The organism is uncultured Acinetobacter sp. (assembly GCF_947624825.1).
Classification (GTDB): Bacteria; Pseudomonadota; Gammaproteobacteria; order Pseudomonadales; family Moraxellaceae; genus Acinetobacter.
Genome location: NZ_CANQLZ010000004.1, coordinates 1 through 24,579, shown reverse-complemented (window position 1 = coordinate 24,579; position 24,579 = coordinate 1). Strand labels below are relative to the sequence as shown.

Annotated in this window: 24 protein-coding genes; 17 read left to right on the top strand and 7 right to left on the bottom strand. The window is 42.7% G+C overall.

Going from position 1 to position 24,579, the window contains the following annotated elements:
- The 6 genes from leuS (at position 1) to Q0017_RS01885 (ending at position 9,053) form a co-directional block, all read left to right on the top strand.
- Positions 1-2,622: a leucine--tRNA ligase gene (leuS, locus tag Q0017_RS01910; protein ID WP_298142082.1), complete on the top strand. Its 2,622-nt coding sequence runs from the start codon at positions 1-3 to the stop codon at positions 2,620-2,622.
- A 110-nt stretch (positions 2,623-2,732) separates the two neighbouring features.
- Positions 2,733-3,254 (top strand): LPS assembly lipoprotein LptE, encoded by a 522-nt coding sequence (gene lptE / locus Q0017_RS01905; protein ID WP_297425170.1) that lies wholly within the window; start codon positions 2,733-2,735, stop codon positions 3,252-3,254.
- Between the two features lie 3 nt (positions 3,255-3,257).
- Positions 3,258-4,256, top strand: coding sequence for a DNA polymerase III subunit delta (holA, locus tag Q0017_RS01900; protein WP_298142080.1), 999 nt, complete (start codon positions 3,258-3,260; stop codon positions 4,254-4,256).
- Between the two features lie 94 nt (positions 4,257-4,350).
- Complete coding sequence (locus tag Q0017_RS01895) at positions 4,351-5,673, top strand: efflux RND transporter periplasmic adaptor subunit (protein ID WP_298142153.1); 1,323 nt, start codon at positions 4,351-4,353, stop codon at positions 5,671-5,673.
- A 1-nt stretch (position 5,674) separates the two neighbouring features.
- The gene (locus tag Q0017_RS01890) at positions 5,675-7,651 is read left to right on the top strand and encodes a MacB family efflux pump subunit (RefSeq protein WP_298142078.1); all 1,977 of its coding nucleotides are present in this window, start codon (positions 5,675-5,677) and stop codon (positions 7,649-7,651) included.
- A gap of 4 nt (positions 7,652-7,655) precedes the next feature.
- Positions 7,656-9,053, top strand: a complete 1,398-nt coding sequence (locus tag Q0017_RS01885) for an efflux transporter outer membrane subunit (RefSeq protein WP_298142076.1) — start codon at positions 7,656-7,658, stop codon at positions 9,051-9,053.
- 40 nt (positions 9,054-9,093) lie between these two features.
- On the opposite strand, the gene Q0017_RS01880 is transcribed toward Q0017_RS01885, so the two are convergent.
- From Q0017_RS01880 to orn, 3 genes are all read right to left on the bottom strand, one after another.
- Complete coding sequence (locus tag Q0017_RS01880) at positions 9,094-10,884, bottom strand: SEL1-like repeat protein (RefSeq protein ID WP_298142074.1); 1,791 nt, start codon at positions 10,882-10,884, stop codon at positions 9,094-9,096.
- 91 nt (positions 10,885-10,975) lie between these two features.
- Complete coding sequence (locus Q0017_RS01875; protein WP_297425185.1) at positions 10,976-11,779, bottom strand: enoyl-ACP reductase; 804 nt, start codon at positions 11,777-11,779, stop codon at positions 10,976-10,978.
- Positions 11,780-12,467: 688 nt separating this feature from the next.
- Positions 12,468-13,022, bottom strand: a complete 555-nt coding sequence (gene orn, locus Q0017_RS01870) for an oligoribonuclease (protein WP_298142072.1) — start codon at positions 13,020-13,022, stop codon at positions 12,468-12,470.
- A gap of 123 nt (positions 13,023-13,145) precedes the next feature.
- Here orn and rsgA point away from each other — a divergent pair, with 123 nt between their 5' ends.
- The 4 genes from rsgA (at position 13,146) to secB (ending at position 15,455) form a co-directional block, all read left to right on the top strand.
- Positions 13,146-14,204 carry a ribosome small subunit-dependent GTPase A gene (gene rsgA / locus Q0017_RS01865; RefSeq protein ID WP_298142070.1) on the top strand — a complete coding sequence of 353 codons (1,059 nt, stop codon included), beginning with the start codon at positions 13,146-13,148 and terminating at the stop codon, positions 14,202-14,204.
- A 95-nt stretch (positions 14,205-14,299) separates the two neighbouring features.
- Complete coding sequence (locus tag Q0017_RS01860) at positions 14,300-14,707, top strand: rhodanese-like domain-containing protein (RefSeq protein ID WP_298142068.1); 408 nt, start codon at positions 14,300-14,302, stop codon at positions 14,705-14,707.
- 16 nt (positions 14,708-14,723) lie between these two features.
- Positions 14,724-14,978 (top strand): glutaredoxin 3, encoded by a 255-nt coding sequence (grxC, locus tag Q0017_RS01855; protein ID WP_122900315.1) that lies wholly within the window; start codon positions 14,724-14,726, stop codon positions 14,976-14,978.
- Positions 14,979-15,005: 27 nt separating this feature from the next.
- Positions 15,006-15,455, top strand: a complete 450-nt coding sequence (gene secB, locus Q0017_RS01850) for a protein-export chaperone SecB (protein ID WP_298142065.1) — start codon at positions 15,006-15,008, stop codon at positions 15,453-15,455.
- 45 nt (positions 15,456-15,500) lie between these two features.
- Here secB and coaBC read toward each other — a convergent pair whose 3' ends face one another.
- Complete coding sequence (gene coaBC / locus Q0017_RS01845; RefSeq protein ID WP_298142063.1) at positions 15,501-16,781, bottom strand: bifunctional phosphopantothenoylcysteine decarboxylase/phosphopantothenate--cysteine ligase CoaBC; 1,281 nt, start codon at positions 16,779-16,781, stop codon at positions 15,501-15,503.
- Between the two features lie 112 nt (positions 16,782-16,893).
- On the opposite strand from coaBC, the gene radC reads away from it, so the two are divergent.
- Positions 16,894-17,577: a DNA repair protein RadC gene (gene radC / locus Q0017_RS01840; protein WP_298142061.1), complete on the top strand. Its 684-nt coding sequence runs from the start codon at positions 16,894-16,896 to the stop codon at positions 17,575-17,577.
- 92 nt (positions 17,578-17,669) lie between these two features.
- On the top strand, positions 17,670-18,581 hold the full coding sequence (locus Q0017_RS01835; protein ID WP_298142059.1) for a bestrophin family protein: 912 nt from the start codon (positions 17,670-17,672) through the stop codon (positions 18,579-18,581).
- A 10-nt stretch (positions 18,582-18,591) separates the two neighbouring features.
- Here the strand turns inward: Q0017_RS01835 and Q0017_RS01830 are convergent, their stop codons facing one another.
- Positions 18,592-19,449 carry a PHP domain-containing protein gene (locus Q0017_RS01830; protein ID WP_298142057.1) on the bottom strand — a complete coding sequence of 286 codons (858 nt, stop codon included), beginning with the start codon at positions 19,447-19,449 and terminating at the stop codon, positions 18,592-18,594.
- 47 nt (positions 19,450-19,496) lie between these two features.
- On the opposite strand from Q0017_RS01830, the gene Q0017_RS01825 reads away from it, so the two are divergent.
- Genes Q0017_RS01825 through mnmC form a run of 4 tightly spaced genes read left to right on the top strand, consistent with a single transcriptional unit; the run spans position 19,497 to position 22,784 of the window.
- A complete protein-coding gene (locus Q0017_RS01825) occupies positions 19,497-20,108 on the top strand; it encodes a septation protein IspZ (RefSeq protein WP_298142055.1) in 612 nt (203 codons plus the stop codon).
- Between the two features lie 20 nt (positions 20,109-20,128).
- Entirely contained in the window at positions 20,129-20,431 is a 303-nt protein-coding gene (locus tag Q0017_RS01820; protein ID WP_298142053.1) for a YciI family protein, read from the top strand.
- Positions 20,432-20,437: 6 nt separating this feature from the next.
- Positions 20,438-20,911: a hypothetical protein gene (locus tag Q0017_RS01815; protein WP_298142051.1), complete on the top strand. Its 474-nt coding sequence runs from the start codon at positions 20,438-20,440 to the stop codon at positions 20,909-20,911.
- Positions 20,912-20,945: 34 nt separating this feature from the next.
- Positions 20,946-22,784, top strand: coding sequence for an FAD-dependent 5-carboxymethylaminomethyl-2-thiouridine(34) oxidoreductase MnmC (gene mnmC, locus Q0017_RS01810; RefSeq protein ID WP_298142048.1), 1,839 nt, complete (start codon positions 20,946-20,948; stop codon positions 22,782-22,784).
- 25 nt (positions 22,785-22,809) lie between these two features.
- Here mnmC and Q0017_RS01805 read toward each other — a convergent pair whose 3' ends face one another.
- Positions 22,810-23,121, bottom strand: a complete 312-nt coding sequence (locus Q0017_RS01805; RefSeq protein WP_298142046.1) for a rhodanese-like domain-containing protein — start codon at positions 23,119-23,121, stop codon at positions 22,810-22,812.
- A gap of 91 nt (positions 23,122-23,212) precedes the next feature.
- On the opposite strand from Q0017_RS01805, the gene Q0017_RS01800 reads away from it, so the two are divergent.
- Positions 23,213-23,701 (top strand): YajQ family cyclic di-GMP-binding protein, encoded by a 489-nt coding sequence (locus Q0017_RS01800; RefSeq protein WP_298142044.1) that lies wholly within the window; start codon positions 23,213-23,215, stop codon positions 23,699-23,701.
- A 60-nt stretch (positions 23,702-23,761) separates the two neighbouring features.
- Here Q0017_RS01800 and Q0017_RS01795 read toward each other — a convergent pair.
- On the bottom strand, positions 23,762-24,579 hold an 818-nt coding region (locus Q0017_RS01795; RefSeq protein ID WP_298142042.1), incomplete at its 5' end, for a hypothetical protein.

Here is a 24,579-nt window from a genome sequence, read left to right as displayed (position 1 = left end):
ATGACTACTCACATTGACTCAGAATACCAAGCCAGTGCGATTGAGCCTCAAGTCCAACAAGACTGGGAATCGCACAAAGCCTTTAAAGTTGCCGACACTGTAGAAGGTCCACGTCGTTATATCCTCTCGATGTTCCCTTACCCAAGTGGCAAGCTGCATATGGGTCATGTGCGTAACTACACCATTGGTGACGTGATCAGTCGTTTTCATCGTTTAAAAGGTGAAACTGTGCTGCAACCTATGGGTTGGGATGCGTTTGGTTTACCTGCTGAAAATGCAGCGATTGCCCATCAAGTTGCGCCGGCAAAATGGACCTTTGAAAACATCGCGTATATGCGTGACCAACTGAAAAAATTAGGTTTGTCGGTTGATTGGGATCGTGAATTTGCCACCTGTACCCCAGAATACTATCGTTGGGAACAATGGTTATTTGTTCAGCTTTATAAAAAAGGTCTGATCTACCGTAAACTTTCAACGGTGAACTGGGATCCAGTCGATCAAACAGTTTTAGCCAATGAACAAGTTGAAAATGGTCGCGGTTGGCGTTCGGGTGCATTGGTAGAAAAACGTGATATTCCAATGTACTACTTCCGCATCACAGACTATGCGCAAGAATTACTAGACGATTTAGATACGCTAAAAGACGGTTGGCCACAACAAGTCTTGACCATGCAACGTAACTGGATTGGTCGCTCACAAGGAATGGAAATCACTTTCCCTTCAGCGAACCTAGACGTTTATGCAGATGCCTTAACAGTCTTTACTACGCGTGCCGACACCTTAATGGGTGTGACCTATGTTGCAGTTGCAGCAGAACACCCAATGGCGTTAAAAGCGGCTGAAAACAACCCTGAATTGGCAGCATTTATTGAAGAATGCCGTATGGGTTCAGTTGCTGAAGCTGATCTTGCCACTGCCGAGAAAAAAGGCATGGCAACAGGTTTGTTTGTAAAACACCCTGTTACAGGTGAAGAACTTCCAGTTTGGATTGCAAACTACGTATTGATGTCTTATGGCTCAGGCGCAGTGATGGCAGTACCATCACATGACGAACGTGACTTTGAATTTGCCAACAAATATAACTTAAACATTAAGCAAGTGATTGATGCCAAAGGTGCAGAAGATGCAGACTTTGATGCAACACAATGGCAAGAATGGTACGGCTCTAAAGACGGCAAATTGGTCAATTCAGGTGAATTTGACGGTTTAGATTTTGAAGCGGCTTATGATGCATTCTTAGCCAAACTTGAACCACAAAGTCTTGCAAATGTAAAAGTTCAATTCCGTTTGCGTGATTGGGGTGTATCTCGTCAGCGTTATTGGGGTTGTCCAATTCCAATGATTAACTGCCCAACGTGTGGTCAAGTACCAGTACCAGAAGATCAACTTCCTGTTGTGCTTCCGACTGACGTGGTGCCTGATGGTTCTGGTAACCCACTCAATAAAATGCCTGAATTTTATGAAACAACTTGTCCAAGCTGTGGCGGCGACGCTCGTCGTGAAACAGATACATTGGATACGTTTGTAGAATCTTCTTGGTATTACGCGCGTTACGCATCGCCTGATTTTACCGGTGGTATGGTTGACCCTGCTGCAGGTCAAACGTGGTTACCTGTGAATCAATATATTGGTGGTGTAGAACATGCGATTCTACATTTACTTTATGCACGTTTCTTCCACAAGTTAATGCGTGATGAAGGTGTAGTTCAAGGTAACGAACCATTCACTAACCTTTTAACTCAAGGTATGGTGCTTGCAGATACCTATTACCGTGAAGCAGATTCAGGTAAGAAAACGTGGTTTAACCCGGCCGACATCGAGTTAGAGAAAGACGAGAAAGGTCGTATCACGTCTGCCAAATATAAAGAAGATGGTTTAGATGTGATCGTTGGCGGTCAAGAAAAAATGTCGAAATCGAAAAACAACGGTATCGACCCGCAATCAATTATTGACCAATACGGCGCAGATACTGCACGTGTATTTATGATGTTTGCGGCTCCACCTGACCAATCTTTAGAATGGTCTGATGCAGGTGTGGAAGGTGCAAACCGTTTCTTAAAACGTGTATGGCGTTTAACTACAAGCTTCCTTGAACAAGGCAACACTGCTGCCAATATCGACAAAGCTGCACTTTCTACTGCGGCACAAGATTTACGTCGTAAAACCCATGAAACCATCCAAAAAGTGGGTGATGACATCGAACGTCGTCATGCATTTAACACTGCCATTGCAGCAATGATGGAATTGCTAAACGCCAACAACAAGTTTGAAGCCAAAGATGACAATGACGTGGCTGTTGCACGTGAATCCATTACCACACTGTTAACTTTGCTTGCACCATTTGCACCACATTTAAGCCAAACTTTATTGGCTGAGTTTGGAATTGAATTAACCTCTGCTCAATTCCCAAGCGTGGACGAATCTGCCTTAACACGTAATACCCAAACCATTGTGGTTCAAGTCAACGGTAAATTACGTGGCAAGTTAGAAGTGGCTGTAGACATCTCTAAAGATGACATTTTGGCATTGGCAAAAGCGTTGCCTGAAGTACAGCAATTCTTAACTGGTCCAACCAAAAAAGAAATTGTGGTGCCAAACAAGTTAGTCAACTTGGTGGTTTAATCCTGCTCTTTCTGAGGATTTCACAATTCCCAAACAAAGCCCGTTGCCAGTCAACGGGCTTTGACTTTACAATCACCACAGAATTTAAACTCGATAACAGAGGACAACGCATGCATTTAGGCAAACGTTTAGCAGCAATTGTTTTAACTTGTGGTCTTGGTGCAAGCTTAACCGGTTGTGGCTTTCATTTAAAAGGCACCAATCCAAGTGTTGCGCCTGTGGCTTATCAAAAAATGAATCTTGTTTTACCCAATAACCCTGACAGTGACTTATTACAAGAAAAACTTGCCATTTATTTAGGTACAGCAGGCGTACAACTCAGCGATTCATCGGACGCTTATGTATTGCGTGTTTTGGACTATACTCCACGTCGTTTAGAACTCAATGGCAAACTGATTGAAGTGTTATTGCGTTTAAATGTAACCTTTCGTATTGAAGATGCACAAGGCAATGCGTTAACTGAACCGCGCACCGTGATTGCAACCCGTACCTATCAATATGACTTGGCGACGGTCAACACCGATGACCAAGAAAACAAATATTTAAATCAGGTGATGGTGGATGATGTGGCACAGCAAATTGTGCGTCAGATTTCGTCTAACCGTTTACCTAAAACCCAAGCTGCACAGTAATTTATGAAACTTGACTATCTGCAAGCCTTAAAACGTATTGAATCAGCGCGTGGCGCTTGGGTGCTGCATGGTCAAGAACCGCTGCTTGAACAAAATCTATTAGACGCTTTTCGTCGGTATTGGCACGCTCAAGGCATTGAACGGCAACGTTATGATTTAAGCAATGTCGGCGATTGGAAAACGGTATTTAGTGCGCTTAATAGTTTGTCTTTATTTGCAACCCAACTGGCGATTGAAGTACATGGCAATATTAAGCCCGATGCCGCTGCCTTAAAACAGTTAGACAGCTATTTATTGCAAGGTGACAGTCACGAAAACCTACTGGTCATCGTGATGCCCAAGCAAGACAGCGCCAGTTTAAAAACTAAATTTTTTCAAACCATAGATGCCAATGGCACTTTAGTGGCTTTAACCGCCAACTATGCGCAAGATCGTCAGCAGATTTTAAGCGTTGAAGCTGAAAAACTTGGCCTTAAACTGCATGCAGATGCTTGGGCATGGTTAGAGGCGCATCATGAGCATAATTTACTGGCTGCCAAAAATAGTCTAATGCGAGTGGGTGATACCTTTGCTGAACTGGATGTGATTGGTATTGCTGAGCTACAAGCCTGTTTACAAGATCAATCACGCTATAGCACTTTTGATTTAAGCGATGCCATGTTACAGGGCAACCTTACCCAAGCGATTAAAATTTTTCAGTATTTAGTCGCCTCAGGCGAAGCCATGACGTTAATTTTATGGAGCGTCAGTAAAGAAATGCGTTTGCTGATGCAACTATTTGAACAACCGCACAACCCTTTGCAATTGGGGATTTGGAAAACCAAAGTGGCTTTATATCAACAAGCCTTACGCCGTTTAAATCCGCAAGACTTTTTGACTTGGCCTGATTTGTTATTACGTATTGATAGTGCGGTGAAAGGTTTAGGACATGAAAATCCGGAACACTTGATTCAACAAGCCATTGCTTTGGTGTGTGGACAACGCTTATTTAGGCTTGGATAAATAAGAATCATTTTCGATTTATTAAAAATATCCACGCTTTATCCTTATTTCAGACATATAATTTGAGCAATTTTTGGAACCCATCATATTGCTCATGGTCAAAATAAAACCGATTAAAATTTTACTTGCATTGCTCTGTGCCGCAACTTTAGCGGTCACTGCATGGTATTTTCTTAGCCCTAAAGAGCAGGCGCCGCAATATATCACCGCAAGCGTGGCCAAAGGTGACATTGAAGACTCTGTGTTAGCCACAGGTATTTTAGAAGCCACCAAGATGGTGAGTGTTGGCGCGCAGGTTTCAGGTCAAGTCAAACAAATGTATGTGCAACTTGGCGACCAAATCAAACAAGGTCAATTGATTGCTGAGATTGATTCTGTACGTCAAAAAAATGATGTAAAAACCGCAGAAGCGAGCATTAAAAATCAACAAGCCCAATTGGCGGTACGCCAAGCCAATTTGGCCAAAGTCGAAGCTGAATATAATCGTCAACAAGCCATGTTTGCTGAAGATGCCACCTCTAAAGCCGAACTTGAAGGCGCAATGGCAAGTTATAAAACTGCACAAGCGGAAATTGTCGCTATTAACGCGCAAATTGAGCAATCACGTTTAACCTTAGCCACAGCCAAAGAAGACTTAGGTTATACCCAAATTGTGGCACCGATGGATGGTACGGTGGTTGCGATTGTGACGGAAGAAGGTCAAACCGTAAACGCCAATCAAAGTGCGCCAACTATTGTGAAATTGGCTAAATTAGACACCATGACCGTTAAAGCTGAAATTTCTGAAGCAGACGTGATGAAAGTCCAAGAAGGTCAAACGGTATATTTCACTACCCTTGGTAACAATGAAAAGAAATACTACGCCACTTTGCGTCAGGTTGAGCCTGCACCCAATTCAATTAATACCGAAACCAACAATTCAAGCTCATCATCAAGCACGGCGGTGTATTACAACGCGTTATTTGATGTACCCAATGAAGACGGCAAATTGCGTATTGATATGACCGCACAAGTGTATATCGTGTTAAATGAAGCACGTAACACCTTAACCATTCCAGCAGCTGCAATTCAAGCCTCTAAGCGTCCGGCACGTTCAGCCAATGCACCCCCTCGCCCTGAGCGCAGCGAACGTAATCCAGAAGAGCGTCCACAAGGTGAGCGCCCTGCTCGTTTAGAATTAAATGCCGCAGAAAAAGCGTTGGTTGATCAAGGTCAAGCCTCAGTTGCGATGGTACGTGTGTTACAAGCAGATGGTAGCGCCAAACCTCAACAAGTATTAATTGGTTTAAATAACCGTGCCAATGCACAAGTCATTCGTGGCTTAAACCAAGGTGATGAAGTGGTGATTGCAGATGCAAATGATACTTCAAATGATGCCGCTAAGCGTAGTACTAGTCGCCCACCAATGAGAATGTAACATGAGCCAGACACAAACACCGCTGTTGGCGGTTAAAGATCTGGTACGTGAATTCCCTGCAGGTGAAGGTACCGTCCAGATTTTAAAAGGGGTCAATTTAGAGATTTACGCAGGTGAATTGGTCGCGATTGTGGGTCAGTCGGGATCGGGCAAATCCACCTTAATGAATATTTTAGGCTGCTTGGATAAACCGACGTCGGGCAGCTATCAAGTCAAGGGACGTGAAACGCGTGAACTTGAAGCCGATGAACTGGCACAATTGCGCCGTGAATACTTTGGCTTTATTTTCCAGCGTTATCATTTACTTGGCGATTTAAGCGCAGCAGGTAACGTGGAAGTACCTGCTATTTATGCAGGTCACGACAGTGAAGAGCGTCATCAACGTGCGGTGAAACTCCTCAGTGATTTAGGTTTAAGCGAAAAAACCCAAAACCGCCCAAGCCAACTTTCTGGCGGTCAACAACAACGTGTCTCGATTGCGCGTGCTTTAATGAATGGTGGTGATGTCATTTTGGCCGATGAACCCACCGGTGCATTAGACAAAAATAGTGGTATTGAAGTGATGCGTATTTTACGTGAGCTCAATGCCAAAGGTCATACCATTATTTTGGTGACCCATGATTTAAACGTCGCCAAAAACGCCACCCGAATTATTGAAATTTCAGACGGAAATATTATTTCTGATCGTGCCAATGTACCTGAAATTGATGATGGCTTTGAAAAACAAAGCCTAAACCGTGCCCCACAAAAGAAAGTCTCAAGTGTTCGCGCGGTGTTTGATCGTTTAGGTGAAGCCTTCCGTATGGCGGTGTTGGCCATGAATGCACATCGCATGCGCACCTTTTTAACCATGCTTGGCATTATTATCGGGATTGCCTCAGTCGTCTCAGTCGTGGCGCTGGGTAACGGCTCACAGCAACAAATTTTAAAAAATATTAGTAGCTTAGGCACTAATACCATCACCGTATTTCAAGGTCGTGGCTTTGGCGATACCTCAAGGTCATCCCAAGCCAAAACTTTAATTCCAGCCGATGCCGATGCCTTAGCCGAACAACCTTATGTGGATGGAGTTAGTCCTTCGGTCAATACCAACGTCACAGGACGTTTTAAAGATACCGAAGCCTCGACTACGGTCAATGGTGTCAGCGAAGACTTCTTTTACGTCAAAGGCTTAACCTTTCAATCGGGTCAGCCTTTTGATCGTGCCAGTGTCAACCAACAAACCCAAGATGTGGTGATTGATACCAATACGCAACGCACCTTTTTTAGCGACGGTAGCAATCCAGTTGGACAAGTGTTGTTATTGGGCAGTGTGCCAAGCCGAATCATTGGTGTCGTCAATCCTCAAACAGGTGGCATGGGTGGCTCAGATACACTCAATGTCTATTTACCCTATTCAACTGTCATGAGCCGTATGTTAGGTCAGCCCAATGTACGTCAAATTATTGTACGGGTAAAAGATGAATATCCAAGTGCCACTGCTGAAAATGCCATTTTAAGTTTATTGACCCAACGTCACGGCGCGCAAGATGTCTTTACCCAAAATGCCGACAGTATTCGTGAAACCATTCAAAAAACCACACAAACCATGACTTTGCTCATTTCAGCAATTGCGGTGATCTCATTGGTGGTGGGTGGTATTGGCGTGATGAATATTATGTTGGTGTCGGTCACTGAGCGTACACAAGAAATTGGCGTGCGAATGGCAGTCGGTGCGCGCCAAAGCGATATTTTACAGCAATTTTTAATTGAAGCGGTATTGGTGTGTATTTTAGGTGGAGTGTTGGGTGTGTTGCTATCACTTGGCATTGGTCAGCTCATCACCCATTTTGCCGGTGGAACCTTCCAAATGGTTTACTCCACTACGTCTATTGTGGCGGCATTTGTTTGCTCAAGTTTAATTGGGATCGTGTTTGGCTTTATTCCTGCACGCAATGCTGCTCGTCTCAACCCTGTAGATGCACTTTCTCGTGAATAAGGTAATGTTTATGAAGCTCTCTAAACTCTGCACAGCTTTACTGATCGGCACGGCATTTACAGGCTGTGCTGCTGTGGTTAAAACCCCCTATCAAGCCCCTGTGCTGGATATACCACAAAGTTTTGCACTCAATACTAAACAGTCTGATCAGATTCATGCCGATGTTTATGCAGATCGTTGGTGGACTTTGTTTAATGATGCCAACTTAAATCGGTTGGTGGAGCAAGTCTTAGCCAGCAACAATGACTTGGTTGTGGCCGGTATCAATTTGCAACAGGCACGTTTACAAGCAGGTTTAGCACAAGATCGTCAAGGGGTGCGGGTTAATTCAAGTGTCTCTACAGGACACAATTTTGACCTCAATTCAGGTGAAAATAACGCACGCGGTATGTCGCTTAGTGGCGGTGTCAGCTACGAAGTAGATTTGTTTGGACGTTTAGCTAGTCAAACTGAAGCGGCACGTTGGGAGGCATTGGCCACCGAACAAGATTTACAAGCTACAGCACAAAGTTTGATTGCCACCACCACGCAATTGTATTGGCAGTTGGGCTATTTAAAGGAACGCTTAACTGTGTCTGAGCAAAATTTAAATAGCACCCAACAAACCTATAATTTGGTGCGTAGTCAGTATCGTTCAGGGGCGGTTTCAGGCTTAGAAGTCACTCAAGCTGAACAAGCCGTACAAAGCCAACGTGCCAGTTTAAGTCAAATTCAGCAGCAATTGCTTGAAACACGCACGGCGCTTGCAGTATTACTCAATCGTCCGCTACAGCAATTGAGCATCACCGAACCTAAAGGTTTAGGAGCGCTTAAACTGCCTAATATTGAGGCAGGTTTACCGGCAAGTTTGCTCGCGCGTCGTCCCGATTTACAAGCGGCTGAGTTACGTTTACGCAAAGCCTTAGCCAATAAAGATGCCACCAAAGCCAGTTACTATCCATCCATTAGCTTAACTGGCAATTTAGGTACATCAAGCACGTCTTTAACGCAATTATTGCAAAATCCAACCTTGGCTTTAGGGGCAAGTTTAAGCCTGCCATTTTTGCAATATAACGATATGAAAAAAGACTTAGCCATGAGTGATTTAGACTATGAAAAAGCCATTGTTCAATATCGTCAAACCTTGTATCAAGCCTTTGCCGATGTAGAAAATGCACTGTCTAACCGCACCGAACTTAACCGACAAGTGGCGCTGCAACAACAGAATGTAGCATTGGCTGAAAAAACCGAACGTTTAACCCAAGTGCGCTATAAAAATGGTGCAATTGCCTTAAAAAATGTTTTAGACGCCCAAGCCACCACCCGTAATGCACGTTTGTCTTTGGTGCAAACCAAACAAAGCCAATACAACGCGTATGTGACTTTAATGCAAACTCTAGGTGGTTCACCACTTAAAAATTAAACTGTAGATCAAAAAACCGAAGCTTAATGCTTCGGTTTTTTTATTCATATTCTTGTTGCAAAGAATCGGCTAATTTTGCCGCCTGCACATGACCTAAATGCTGGGCCTGCTCAAGCCACTCCAACGCTTGATCAATATTACGCACCACCCCATGCCCTTGCGCATACAAACGCCCCATATGGAAATAGGCTTCGGGCTCACCCAAAGCAATCGCTTCTTGATAAAGCGACAAAGCCTGTGGCAGATCCACCACCACACCCAAACCTTGTTCATAACAACGGGCTAAATGGGTCAGGGCTAAGCGATCTTGTGGGGCCGCTGCTTGTAAATACTCAAAAGCTTGGGCTTGATCTTGCGCTCCACCGTGTCCATCTAACAACAACAAGGCATACTGAGTTTGTGCTGCTATATGACCATGTTGCATAGCAGCTTCAAAGTAGGCACGCGCTTGAGCCAAATCTACCTCAAAGCCAGATTGACCATTTAAGTAGGCTTGTGCAATGTCTAGCATGGCTTGGCTTGCGCCCATGTCAGCAGCTTGTTTTAAGTAATGATTGGCTTTACCTTGATCAGTGAACACATGTAAAGGCTGTGCGTAAAATAATGCCAAAACATACACGGCATCGGCTGCTGTATTGACCTCAACTGAAAAATTCTTGGCGACAGTGCTCAATAATTGCTGCGCTTGTAAGGCATTGGCAGCAGTGCCTACAGCGTTCAAATAACATTCAGCCCATAAACACAGGGCAGCAACCTCCCCTGTTTGTGCTGCTTGTTGATACAAAGCCAATGCCTGTGCAAAGTTTGGCTGCTCAAGCAAAATCCCGTGCTGTTGCAAAACCCCAAGGCTACATAAGGCAATTGGGTCATTTTTGGCGGCAGCACGCGTCCAATATTGAAACGCTTGGCGTGTATTGGAGCTCACACCCCAACCGTGATAATAGGCACTACCGAGTAAACTTAAAGCATAGGCTTTTTGCTGTTGGGCATCTTGTTGAAGCAGCGCTATCACTGCCTCGGTTTGTTCTGTATCTAGCAGCTGTTTAAGTACAGCCAAACAATAGTGATATTGGGCTAATTGGTCGCCTGCAAAAGCTTGTTGTTTTAAATATTGTAAATCAATACTGTGATCTGTATTAAAACCTTGGGTATCTTGAATCTGTTTAAATAAAGCAATCGCTTGTGGATATTGTTGTTGCACTGCTTGATGTAAATATTGTTTGGCGCGTACTTGGTCTTTGGCAAAATATTGTCCCTGCCATAAATACTCAGCCAAACGATATTGCGCGTCCACCTGCCCTTTTTTGGCCGCATCCATCCAAATGTGTTGTGCTTTTTGTATATCTTGTTCAACTTCAATACCATGTAAATAAAATTCAGCCAATTTATATTGCGCGTTTGGATTACCACGCGCCACGCCATATTGATACCAATACAAGGCTTTGGCGTTATCTTGCTCAGCTTGGCAGATTTGCCCTAAATAATAACTTGCTTCATCACCACCGCGTTGATGTGCAGTTTCAAGTAAAGCTTTGGCAGCGCTGATGTCCACAGGACGCCCTAAACCTTGTTGCTGCATAAATGCCATATACATATAGGCTTCAGGCAATTCATGTTGCTGACTTAAATTTTGTAATAAGGTATAAGCACGCTCGTAATCAGGATTTTTTCCCTCAAACAAAGATCTTGCCAATGCCAACTCAGCATCTACTTGATCCACCCATAAGGCATCACTTAAGACCTGCTGATCCCGTTCCACAGGCGATTTACGCTGATATAACCATATCCCAAAGCCAATAACGCTTAAGATCACAAGCCCTAAAAACCACATAGCTTCCCCAAGTTGTCGTTTTTAAAAATTTATTCTAACCTTAAGCCATAAAAAAGCACCTAAAAAGGTGCTTTTTTTAAACAAGATGGAGTTAGTCACCCATCATTAATTCAGGGCTCATGCCAACGGTGTTAAAGCCTGCATCGACATACAAGATTTCACCAGTAATCCCGTTTGCCCATGGTGAGCATAGGAATAGTGCAGCATTGCCGACATCTTCAATGGTCACGTTACGACGTAATGGTGCAGTTTTTTCGTTGGCATCTAACATTTTACGGAAAGATTTAATGCCTGATGCTGCAAGCGTGCGAATAGGACCGGCAGAAATGGCATTCACACGAATACCTTCAGCACCCAAGCTTGATGCTAAATAACGTACACCGGCTTCTAAAGACGCTTTGGCTAAGCCCATCACGTTGTAGTTTGGCAATACACGTTCAGAACCTTGATAAGTTAAAGTCAATAAACAACCTTGACGCGCCAATAATAATGGCTTCGCTGCACGCGCCATCGCAATAAAGCTATAGGCACTGATGTCATGCGCGATTTTAAAGCCTTCACGGTCGGTAATATCGGTAAAGTCACCATCTAAAGTATGTGCAGGTGCAAAGCCAATTGAATGTACTACACCGTCTAAACCATCCCAATGCTTCGCCAATTCTAAGAATGCATTGTCGATATCGGCATCACTTGCAACATCACATGGAAAAACCAACGTTGAACCAAACTGTGCAGCAAAATCATCCACGCGTTTTTTTAATTTTTCGTTTGGATAAGTAAAGGCAAGTTCTGCACCTTCGCGGTGTAGAGCTTGAGCAATACCAAAAGCAATAGATAATTTACTGGCGATCCCTGCGATCAAGAAACGCTTACCTGCCAATAGTCCTTGTGACATGTGACTTCTCTCTTAAAATAATTTAACAGCATAATGCCAACTCTGAAGGCTTTGGGAAATTGCATAATGCATCTTTTTTTCACGATCTATGCAAAAGCCATAAAAAATTGTGCTTAACTCAACCCAATTTTAAATTTGATCTATTAAGCTGAGGCATCACCTTAAATCAAACCAAGTAAACCTAAGAATGGATAATACATTTACGACATGACCAATAAGGCAATAAAACACCCATTGCATAGCTTTAGGTGCATAGTAAGCAGCAGCGCTTTAAACGAATCAGTTACATAACATGCAAAGCGAACATCACCAAAGTCGCCAGCAAAACTTGCAATAGTAAACATAGGAATTTTTGCTAAAAAACCACCGAAATTTCACCTAAAACACACCTTAAAACAAGGCCTAAGGAATGGCAAACATACGTGCAGAATTGGGTTTAAATGTGGCAATTAACGCCAAAACAAAACAGCGCATTGCACCTATATGCCTGCAGCATACGTAATTGCCACTTGAGCGGTAAACATAGTGTAGAAAAATAAACCTAGCACAGGTCAAAATTGGGGGACTGCTTTGCATATTGTTGCCCTTTTCAACTTAAACCTTACTTGGTTTAAGCAGTTTTTATGCAGAATCATTGGCACAGCAATTTATTTTTATCAATAAAAAAGAGGCGCATGGCCTCTTTATTTTACTTGTTCATAATGAAGAAGTATTCACGGTAATATTTAAGTTCTGCAATCGAATCACGAATATCATCCATCGCCAAATGCGAGGCATTTTTCTTTAAGCCTTGCATAATTTCAGGGCGCCAGCGTTTAGCCAATTCTTTGACACTTGATACATCTAAATTACGATAGTGGAAAAATTGCTCAAGCTCCGGCATTAAACGGTGCATAAAACGGCGATCCTGACAAATCGAGTTACCACACATGGGTGATGATTTTGGGCTAACCCATTTTTTCAAAAACTCAAGTGTTTGTAATTCAGCATCACGCGCGGTAAGTTTACTGCGGCGCACGCGTTCAATTAAGCCTGATTGACCATGTTGACGGGTGTTCCACTCGTCCATGGCGTTTAACTTAATCGGTGATTGATGGATGGCAAGCACAGGACCTTCAGCCAAAATATTCAAATTATCATCGGTCACAATGGTTGCAATTTCAATAATTTGGTCGTTATCGGTATCTAGACCTGTCATTTCAAGGTCGATCCAAATGAGGCGAGTGTCAGGGGTGCTGCTCATAAATGTGCAATCTTATTCGGTTAAAAAACGATTATAGTAGCAAATTTATTGCCCGAGTGCTGTAACTTGCCCCCTGCTTCATGCTATTTTGCCTTTCTCAGTTTTAGGTTTTTTAGGATGTGAATGGCCTTAATTCGTAAACGTCGTTTAACTGAACAGCAGCAACGCCGAATTCAGAAACAACACAAAACACGCCAAGAAGAGCTCGATACTTCAAATGATTTAGAAGGCTTGGTGGTACAACATTATGGTCGCCAGCTTGAAGTGCAAGCTTTGTCGGTGCCAGATGTCCATCCTGAAAAACCTGTGGTGATAGACGGTGAACCGGAGCCGTTTTGGAAAGCCATTGAAATAGACAGTGTATGGCGTTGTCATACCCGTACCAACTTAGAATTATTGGTCACCGGCGACCGTGTCAAATGGCAAGCCGATCCTAATACGGGTTTAGGGATTATTACTGCGATTCAGCCACGTCGCTCACTGCTCACACGTCCCGACCGTTATCATAAAGTCAAACCTGTGGCGGCCAACATTAGTTTAATTGTGATTGTGTTTGCGCCATTGCCTGAACCAGCACCGGGCTTAATTGACCGCTATTTGGTGGCGTGTGCCGATGCTGATATTCCGGCACTGTTGGTCATGAATAAATCTGACTTGCTCAAAGAAAATGACGCCATTTTAACCCTGCTGCAAGAATATCAAGATTTAGGCTATGAAGTGCTGCAATGCCGTGCCGATGGTGATTTAATCACATTGTCACAACGTTTAGCCGGCGAAACCGTGGCATTTGTCGGTCAATCAGGTGTAGGTAAAAGCACACTGATTAATGCCATTGTTCCAGATGCGGCACAAAAGACCAATATCATTTCTGAAAACTCAGCTTTGGGTCAACATACCACCACTTCAACCCGTTTAATTGGGTTTGGTGAAGGTGCCGCGTTAATTGACTCACCGGGGATTCGTGAGTTTGGTTTATGGCATTTAGACGCCGACAAAGTCCAACAAGGCTTTCCTGAAATTGAAAATCGCTTGGGCTATTGTCAATTTCGTAACTGTACCCACAAACACGAAAAGCAATGCGCTTTACGCTTAGCGGTACAAGAGGGTGAAATTTTGGCACGCCGTTTAGACAGTTATTTACGTTTGATTGACGAAATCACAGAAGCCAATCAAAAAAATTAATGCCAACATCAACTTTTAGCTTGAAGCGCTGAGTTTGATCACCATATCTAATCAGCTATACTTTGGGCAATTTATATTTTTAATTTAGGTGACTTGTGGAACGTTGGTTCGAATTTATGGGGAATCACCCCTTCTTGTTTGGTGCCCTTGCGGTACTGTTGGTGTTGTTCTTCGTGATTGAAGGCAAACGTGGCGGTCGCAAAATCTCGGCTCAATCTTTAGGTATTTTAGTCAAAGCACAAAATGCCATGTTGATTGATTTACGTGATGCCAAAGATTTCCGTGAAGGCCACGTCAGTGGCAGCCGTAATATTCCTTACAGCAAACTCACAAGTCACATTGAAGAATTAAAAGCAGCTGAGCGCCCATTGGTGTTTATCTGTAATTTAGGTCAAGTGGCAGGTACAGCCTTACAACAAGTGGGTCACAATGACGCTTACCGCTTAGACGGTGGAATTAGCAATTGGAAAGCGCAAGGCTTGCCATTGGTTAAAGCAAAATAACTCCAAGGAGAACAGCATGGCTGAAGTCACAATTTACTCAACAACTGTATGCCCTTACTGCGTCCGCGCAAAACAGCTCCTTGAGCGTAAAGGCGTTGCATATAAAGAAATTAATTTGTCTAAAGAAGCACCAGAAGTACGCGTAGAACTAATGCAGCGTACCAATCATCGTACTGTGCCGCAAATTTTCATTAACGATCAGTTTATTGGTGGTTTTGACCAACTGTATGCGCTTGATCGTGAAGGTAAACTTGACGAATTATTGGCATAATTTTCATTTATTTTTAAGGATTAAATCATGAGCGAACAACAACAACCGCAACTTGCTTTAGAACGTTTATATAGCAAAGATATCTCATTTGAAGTACCAAGCGCTGCTGTATTTACCAAAGCGTGGGAACCAGAACTGAATGTAAACTTGTCATCTTCTGCTGAGAAAATTGACCCGACGCATTTTGAAGTGTCTTTAAAAGTTGTTGTTCAAGCCAATAACCAAGGCGAAACTGCATTTATCGTAGATGTAACACAATCGGGTATTTTCTTGATTGATGGCGTAGAAGAAGAACGTCTGCCTTATTTACTCGGTGCATACTGCCCGAACATTTTATTCCCGTTTTTACGTGAAGCAGTAAATGACATGGTCACTAAAGGCAGCTTCCCGCAATTATTGTTAACGCCAATTAACTTTGATGCAGAATTTGAAGCAAACTTAGAGCGCGCGCAAGCGGCAGCTGAAGGTCAAGCTTAAATTAAGCTAAAAAAAGCCCGCACTTGCGGGCTTTTATTTAAGTCTTTAATCGGCAAAAGGGGCTTTTTTTTGATCTAGATGATGCAGCGCATCATGCATAGCTTCAACCAATTGCTGTGCAATCTCTTGTTTGGAGGCTTTTTCTAAATCACGTTTTGGCATTTGGTAGTTTTGGGCAAAAAAGACCGTCATGGCATTTTCATCAGAAGCAAAACCAATATCGCTACGTGAAACATCATTACAGGCAATCATATCTAGTTTTTTTGCGACCAACTTACCGGCTGCATATTCTTCCACATGACGTGTTTCTGCGGCAAAGCCGACCATAAATGGACGTTTGGCTTGTTGGGCAATGGTAGCGACAATATCAGGGTTTTTAATCAAGGCAATTTGCAGTTCATCGCCTGATTTTTTAATTTTATGTTCGGCCACTTCTGCCACGCGATAATCGGCAACCGCAGCGGTGGCAATAAAAATATCACAACCTTGCTCTAACAGCTCTAAACTGACCTCAAGCATTTTTTGCGCTGAATGCACATTTATACGCGCCACACCATTTGGTGTATCTAAACTCACCGGCCCTGCAATTAAAGTTACTTTAGCACCAGCAGCATAGCAAGCAGCAGCCAAGGCAAAGCCCATTTTACCAGTGCTGTGATTGGAAATATAACGCACCGGATCAATCGCCTCACGGGTTGGTCCTGCGGTAATCACCACATGCTTTCCGGCCAACAACCCAAATTTTTCGGCAATCTCACGTTGCGCTTGATGAAAATAAGCCGTGACTTGGTGGGCTAAATCTTCCGGCTCAGGCATACGACCTAGGCCTACATCGCCACAAGCTTGCGAACCAGCATCCGGCATAATGACATGCACGCCATCTTCTATTAAAGTTTGCAAATTACGTTGCGTAGCTTTAGCCGCCCACATCTGCTGATTCATAGCAGGTGCCACCCAAACTGGGGCTTTGGTGGCCAAATATAAAGTCGAGAGTAAATCATCAGCCAAACCAGCAGCAAACTTGGCTAAGCTATCGCAGCTTGCCGGCGCAACCAGCAATAAATCTGCCCAACGTGCCAATTCAATATGCCCCATACCAGCTTCAGCTTCAGGGTTAAGCAATTGGGTATGTACGGGATTACCAGATAAGGCTTGAAAAGTTAAAGGCGTAATAAAGGCTTGTGCACCTTCGGTCATCACCACACGAACACTAAATCCGGCATCTTTTAAACGACGAACCAAAATTGCGATCTTATATGCAGCAATGCCGCCTGTGACCGCCAATAGAATATTTTTATTTGAAATTACACGTAGATCAAAGCTCACGCACCGGCTACCTTTGTGTTGCAGTGGCGCTCACAATAGCATTAAATAATCTAACACCCAAGTGACTGCACTCTTGGGTGCTCAACATCTAAGACCAAAGAAGTACAATAAAATGAAAAATACGATTAAAGACTGGCCACAGCAGGAGCGGCCACGCGAACGCTTGATTTTATATGGTGCATCAAGCTTATCCGATGCAGAACTGTTGGCGATTTTTTTACGCTCAGGCACTCATGGCTGCTCAGCAGTTGAGTTAGCCCGACATTTGTTACAGCATTTTGGTGATTTAAGCCATATTTTAAATGCCGACCTTGAACAACTATCACAGCTACATGGCATTGGACCGAGTAAATATACCCAACTCATGGCGGTCAAAGAACTCGGTAAACGCTATATTACACAGCAATTGCAGCAACAACCCATCCATCTTCACGATTCAAGCAGTTTATTAGAGTACTTACGCTTTGAACTGTTAGACGAAACCCGTGAAGTTTTTGCTGTACTGTGTTTAGATGCTCAATTACGCCATCTTGCTTTTAAAAAGCTATTCTTTGGTGGCTTAAATTCCTGTGCTATTTCCATCAATCAAATTTTACGCTTTGCCATTTCTCAGCATGCCACACATCTGGTGATTGCACATAATCATCCTTTTGCCCAAGCCTGTGCCTCCAAGGCCGACCTGACTTTAACTCAACAGATTCAAAGCGCATGTGCTTTGGTAGAAATTCAACTGATTGATCATTGTATTATTGCCCGTGACAGCAGTTTTTCATTTGCCGAACATCAATTGCTGTAATTGCTTGTTTCCCTGATTAATTAGGCGCATATCTATTGACAAAAAATTGAGAAATATTGAAGATCAATACACCCTTGTCACGATATTGCCTCATGATTGTCCGCGAGCAAATGAACATTTTTAAGCTGCTATTTTCATGGCGCGGCACAATCTTACCTAAAGTCCTGCCGCCTTTGGGGATTGTGATGCTGATCTCAGCGATTGTGGGTGGACTCTCTTATAGTGGTTATTTTCATTTTCCCGAATTACCCTTAGCCGGCTTTACCTTAATTGGTGTGGCACTGTCTATTTTCTTAGGCTTTAAAAACAGTGCGTGCTATGACCGTTGGTGGGAAGCGCGCAAGTTATGGGGCATTTTAATTGCCAATGCGCGCCACTTTGACCGTGATTGTCGTATGCTCAGTCAGGGGCGCCGTGAACGGGTCATTCAGCATGTGATTTTATTTGCCAACGTATTACGTGATCGTTTGCGCCACCAAACTGCCAATCCGATGGCATTGGTCGAAACCAGTGGTATGAGCCAACAAGCCATTAAACAGCTGTACCAACAAGTCAATGCACCACAATACACTTTAAGTTTAATTCAATGGGAATTGATGCAAGCCCTTAAAGAAGGTGAAATTTCCGACATTATTTATGGTCAAATGAATCAACACGTCATGGAACTAAGCATTGTGCAAACTGGCTGTGATCGTATTGCCACCACCCCTGTGCCTTTTGCTTATTCTGTGTTACTCAATCGCACCGTGTATTTTTTCTGTTTTTTATTGCCATTTAGTTTAGGCTCGACCATTGGTTTAGCCACACCTTTATTGGTGGGTATTTTGGCCTATACATTTTTAGGCTTAGATGCTTTAAGTACCGAAATTGAAGAACCTTTTGGCACCCAAAGCAATGACTTACCACTAGATGCCATGGTGCGTACCATTGAAATTGAATTACTTGGCACCTTAGGTAAACCGACGCCACCGCCAATTCAAGCCCAAGATCACAACTTACTTTAATCGGGCTTAATTACACAAAGCTTTCCCAAATTCCAACTTGCCCATCTTTAAGCCGTGGAATATGACCCAGTTTAATCCACGGCATATTAGCACCATGAAAATCACTACCCACCGAAACTTTTAAATCAAACTCGGCAATCATACGATCCACCATTTGCCGTGTAGACGCCGGTTCAATTGCAGGCGGCAACTCAACAGCGTCGCCACCAAATTTAGCAAAAATTTCAATCAAATAACGAATATTGGTGGCAGATAAGTCATAGCGAGTCGGATGCGCCAACACGGCAAAACCACCTGCGGCATGAATCACATCAATAGTTTCTTCTAAACCCAAACCATCAAATTTAACATAGGCTTTTTTGCCTTCTTTAATGTATTTATCAAAGGCCTGTTGCGCACGACTCACAATCCCTTTATCCACTAAAGTTTGCGCAATATGACTACGCGTGACCCGATCAGCAACCCCATCGACTTTAGCTAAAACATCAGCATAAATATCTTGCCCAATTAAAGGCACCAGTAAATCACAAATCTGTTTAGCACGCTGGGCACGAATGATTTTTTGTTGTTCAAGCATCACATTTAAGGGTTCAGGCTGTTGCATATTGAGCGCCACAATATGCACGCTATAGCTTTTTTTGGTAGCAGGTCGTGACCATTGACTAGAAATTTCAACGCCTGAAATAATCTTTAACGGCTGATCTAAACTGAGTGCCGCTTGTTCAGCCAAAACAATGCCATCCATGGTGTCATGATCAGTGAGCGCCAAGGTATGAATGCCTTTTTCTAGGGCGGCATGAACCAGCTCAGATGGTGACAAAGTTCCATCAGAAATATTACTGTGTGTATGTAAATCTACGCCTTCCATCACTTATACTACATTTCATTCATTTGCTCAGATTTAGATACTCTAACATGAAAGCACTTTTAGACTTTGTGCCCCTCATTATTTTCTTTTATTTATATAAAACCGTCGAACCTAATGATACCCAACACCCGCTATTACAATTGATTGGTTCTGCAGGCGGTGTGGATAACAACAATATTTTGGTGGCAACCACCGGCTTAATCCTGTCCATGTTGGTGGTGTACGGTGTTATGTTTGTGATGCAAAAATTCCGCCTTGATAAACAGCAATGGATTGTGTTGTTTATGACGGTGATTTTTGGTGGTGTGACCTTAATCCTCAGCGACGATTTTTATATTCGTTTAAAAGCGGTATTGCTCAACTTAGTCTTTGCTGGTGCGTTCTTATTGTCGCCGTTTTTTATGAAGGATCGTCGCCCACTAATTCAACGTCTGTTTGGTCCTGTGTTTGATTTAAGCGCTCAAGCTTGGATGAAACTCAACTACGCATGGGCTGCAATGTTCGCCTTAATGTCGTTTTTACATTGTTTCTTTGCCTATTTATTTTTAGATGGCAAATATTGGGGTGAATTCACCGCATTTGGTGACATGATTGTGATGTTTTCCTTTATCATTGCGCAGTTTATTCTGTTACGTAAATACTTTAAATCGTCTACATAATCACTCTTTGGAGACATCACATGCCATTGTTTGTCGTGAGCTGTACAGATCAAGAAGACAGCTTAGAAAAACGTCTTGCCACACGCCCTGAACATATTGCGCGTTTACAACAATTAGACGATGAGGGTCGTTTAATTGTGGCTGGTGCGATGCCAAAAGACCCCAGCAATCTACAAGCAGGTTTTTATGGTAGTACCATTATAGTGGACTTTGATAGCCGTGAAGCATTGGATGCATGGTTAGCCGAAGAGCCATTTTTACGTGAAGGTGTTTACGCCCATATTGACGTAAAGCCATTTAATAAAGCATTCCCTAAAGGATAAGGTCTTATGCGTGTCGTCTGTGGTGTAATTACCCTTTGTTTATTAAGCTCTTTTACATGGGCGCTAGAAACACCCTCTGCTGTGCCAAGCACAGATAGCGCCACGACGACCGCAACCCCACCGGTAACTTTACCGGCCACGCGCCCCACTACGCCGCCTATAGGTACAAATACCCCAATCACAGGCAAACCTAGCCTAGATACCAGTAAAAGCAAAGCACAACAAGAAGCGGCTGTTAAAGCCTTAGTGAAAGATCAAGAAACACGTTTACAGCAACTTGAACGTGCCAATTTACAAGCCTTAGCCCAAAACCAAGAACTACAACTTAAAAATGATAACCTAGGCGTACAGTTACAGGTTTTACAAGCTGAACGTAGCGCGCAAATGTTTTTATATGGTGCAGTAACCGTGGTGGTCGGCGTAGTTTTAGGCTTTTTATTGGCAGGCTATATCTATAATAAACGCCGTCGTCAGTGGTAAATCTTTTTTAGGTTTTGATGAGGAAACGCTGCTTGTGTCATACAGCATTGTAACAGCCGATCTTGATTGGCAATTGGTCGACGGGATCGAAATCCCTGTGTCTAAACAATTTGGCGATGTCTATTTTTCTAAAGATAATGGCTTACTTGAAACACGGCATGTGTTTTTAAATGGCAATGATTTAAGCCAACGCCTAAGTGCACTACAAGCGCATGATTATTTTTGTATTGGTGAAACCGGTTTTGGTACGGGCTTAAATATCTTGGCACTGTGGCAATTGTGGCAACAGGTGCGCCCAAGCAACAACAGTCACTTGCATGCCATTTCAGTGGAAAAATTTCCTCTCACAAAAACTGATTTAGAACGTGCTTTAAAAGCATGGCCAGAACTTGCACCTTTGGCTGAGCAACTCATGGCGCAGTATCCCCTGCCAATTGCAGGTTGTCATCGTTTAAACTTTCCCAATGAGCGTTTTAGCTTAGATTTGTGGCTCGGCGACGCGCATGACGTTTTTCCGGTCATCCCTAAAACCCATCAAGTGCATGCATGGTTTTTAGATGGCTTTGCGCCTTCTTGCAATCCTGATATGTGGGAAGATAAAGTTTTAAGCAATCTTGTGCGTTTATCCAATATAGGCACAACCTTCGCTTCATTTAGTGTTGCAGGCGTACTTAAACGTGGTCTTAAGCAGCATGGTATTGAAATTTCACGACCACGCGGTTTTAAACACAAACGCGAAATGCTCAAAGGCATTTGGCCTGCAACAGAAGATACACAAAAACCGCTTGCCACCTCACGGCGTATTGCTGTGGTAGGTGCAGGGATTGCAGGTTTAAGCACAGCATGGGCGTTTGCCCAACGTGGGCATGCCGTTAGCATCTTTGAAGCAACTGCGGCATTAAGCGGCGCCTCAGGTAATCCTTTGGCATTACTTAATCCCAAACTGTCTCCGATTGACCAAGCGCATGAACATCTCATGACCTTAGCGTGGCAACACGCAATGCGTCATTATGCAAAATTTAAGGCTTATCGCCCAATTGCAGTCAATCAAATTGCCTTAAAAAATCCTGAACAACTCTTAGATCTGGCTCAGGAGTATCCTGAACAAGTCTTAAGCACCCAAACTCAAGATGGTTTTACAGATCATGCAAGTTTAAGCTTGCATCAAGCTGCTGCTCTTTCACCACAGCTATTATGTGAAGAAATTTTAGCGCATCCACACATTGAACTTCAGCATGCTCACATTACACAAATCACACATGATACACGCCCAATACTTTATGCTGATCAAGCCTGCTTAGGTGAATTTGACCATGTCATTGTGTGTAGTGCGCTTAAAAGTGCAGCTTTAATTGACAACTACCCCATTTTAAAACCCATTCGTGGTCAAGTGAGTTGGCTTAATAATACCGAGCATACTTTAGCTTTTGATCAAGCCTATAGTTATGGTGGCTATTGCATGCAGTTAGACGCAAAGCAGCTGATTGTAGGTGCCTCTTTTTACCCCAATCGTGATGACAGCGAAGTATTAGCCGAAGATCATGTGCATAATTTTAACTTACTGCATAGCGTTGCACCTCAATATGCTCAAAGTTTAGCTTCAGTTGACACTTGGCAAGGTCGTGCCTCAGTACGTGCACAAAGTTTGGATTACTTTCCACTGTTGGGTAAAGTACAAGATCAGCAGCAGGTTTACACGCTTGCCGGTTTAGGTTCTAAAGGTTTCTTGTTTGCGCCATTGTGTAGTGAGATCTTAGTGGCTGAAATTTTAAACCAAGCTTGCCCTGTACCAGAAACATTACGTCAAAAATTGCAAGTGACGCGTTTTTGTAAAAAGGTTAAGGCCAAAAAACCTTATTTTAAACCTACATAAAAAAAGCGCCTCACGGCGCTTTTTTTTAATCTTGCTCTAAGGCAAGACCTGCATCACGAGCAGCACGAGTGCCTCCCATCAGCACGATATATTCGCGTGAACTATCAAAACCTTCTAATAATTCTGCTGCACGCGGAGCTTTACTGCCACCACCACATAGAATATAAACCGGTTGATCCGCTGCCACTTGAGCTAGGCTCTCTGCTGATAAATTGGCAATAGGCTGATTTATCGCACCTTGAATGTGTCCCTCTGCATACGAGCTTGGTTCACGAACATCCCAGATAACCGCATTTTCTGGGAACTCAAATGTTGTAATTTCTTGTTTACGGATCATTGTGCACTCCTTTGATGTAAACAACACTTGGCAAATGAAGAAAACATCCCTAGCATCTCAGATATTCTTTCCATTTGTAAAGGTCTAAACTATGCCTTCTTTTGACATTGTATCTGAATTAGAGTTATTTGAAGTAAATCACGCGGTGCAAAACACGCAAAAAGAAATTGCAACGCGCTTTGACTTCCGTGGTCAGGACGTTTCAATTGAGCTCAACGAAAAATCGAAAGAGATTAAAATCTCAACCGAAAGTGATTTCCAGTGTGAGCAAGTGTATAACATGTTAGAAAGCCACTTCTATAAGCGTAAAGTCGACGTACAAGCCCTTGACCCACAAAAAGCCGCGGCTTCTGGCAAAAATTACGTGCAAGTCATTAAACTCAAAGACGGTTTAGACTCTGACACTGCCAAAAAAATTAACAAAGCCATCAAAGAAAGCGGCATTAAAGCGCAATCTTCAATTCAAGGAGATAAAATCCGTGTAACGGATAAAAAGCGTGATACGTTGCAACAAATCATGGCGTTCTTAAAAGAACAACAATTTGGTGTACCACTACAGTTTAATAACTTTAAAGACTAAATAAAAAATCCCGCCATTTGCGGGATTTTTTAGCACTATACAACTACTACATTAATTAACTTACCACTCTACTGCCTGTAATAAAACTTGACCTGTAATAATTTTAGTGATTGGTTCAGGAATATCTTGAATATCTCCCCATTTAACTTCAAATTTCAGGTCCATACTTTCATGTTCTGCAACCTTGATTAGTCTATGAGCAGATTCATCACGTAGTACACTATAATTTTCTAATAATTTAGAAACTAGCTTATTAATTTTAGATGCAGTACCCGGCTTATTGATGTCCATAACAGGACTAATCGTTTCTTTAACAAATTTTTCCCAAGACTGTCCAAAAACCTGAATCAGTTTCATTGCACTATCAAGATCGAATAGTCTATTTTCTGCTAAATTCACTTGGGGTTGATAAACTTCTTGTCCATTTTCTAGCTTAAAAAAGTACTGGCGGATGGCATCTTTCTCTTTTAAAAGATCTACGTACTCCTCATATTTATCAGCTTTTAAATTCCTGAATTCTTTTTCAAGATCTCCATTTTTTGCTAATAATGTTTCTAAATCAGCCAGTGCTTGCTCAATTTTTTCTTGGTTCTTCTGATCAGGCACTTGATATAAGAACGTCGCACTACCTTTATCCACTTTCGCTTCTGGGCTAGTTGCATCAACAACAAAGACAAATTGGTTTTTATTTAATTTTTTATCTTCAGCTAATTGTTTTAATTCTTGATAAGTATCCTTAACTTCAAGTTTTGACGTATGTTCAAAACTGTTAATGATATTTTGAACTCGCTGATCTATGTTAAATAGATCTCTTGCGAAAGTTAATTTAAGAGCATCCAATTCACCATTCCAGCAATTAAATTCATTCTTAGACCAAA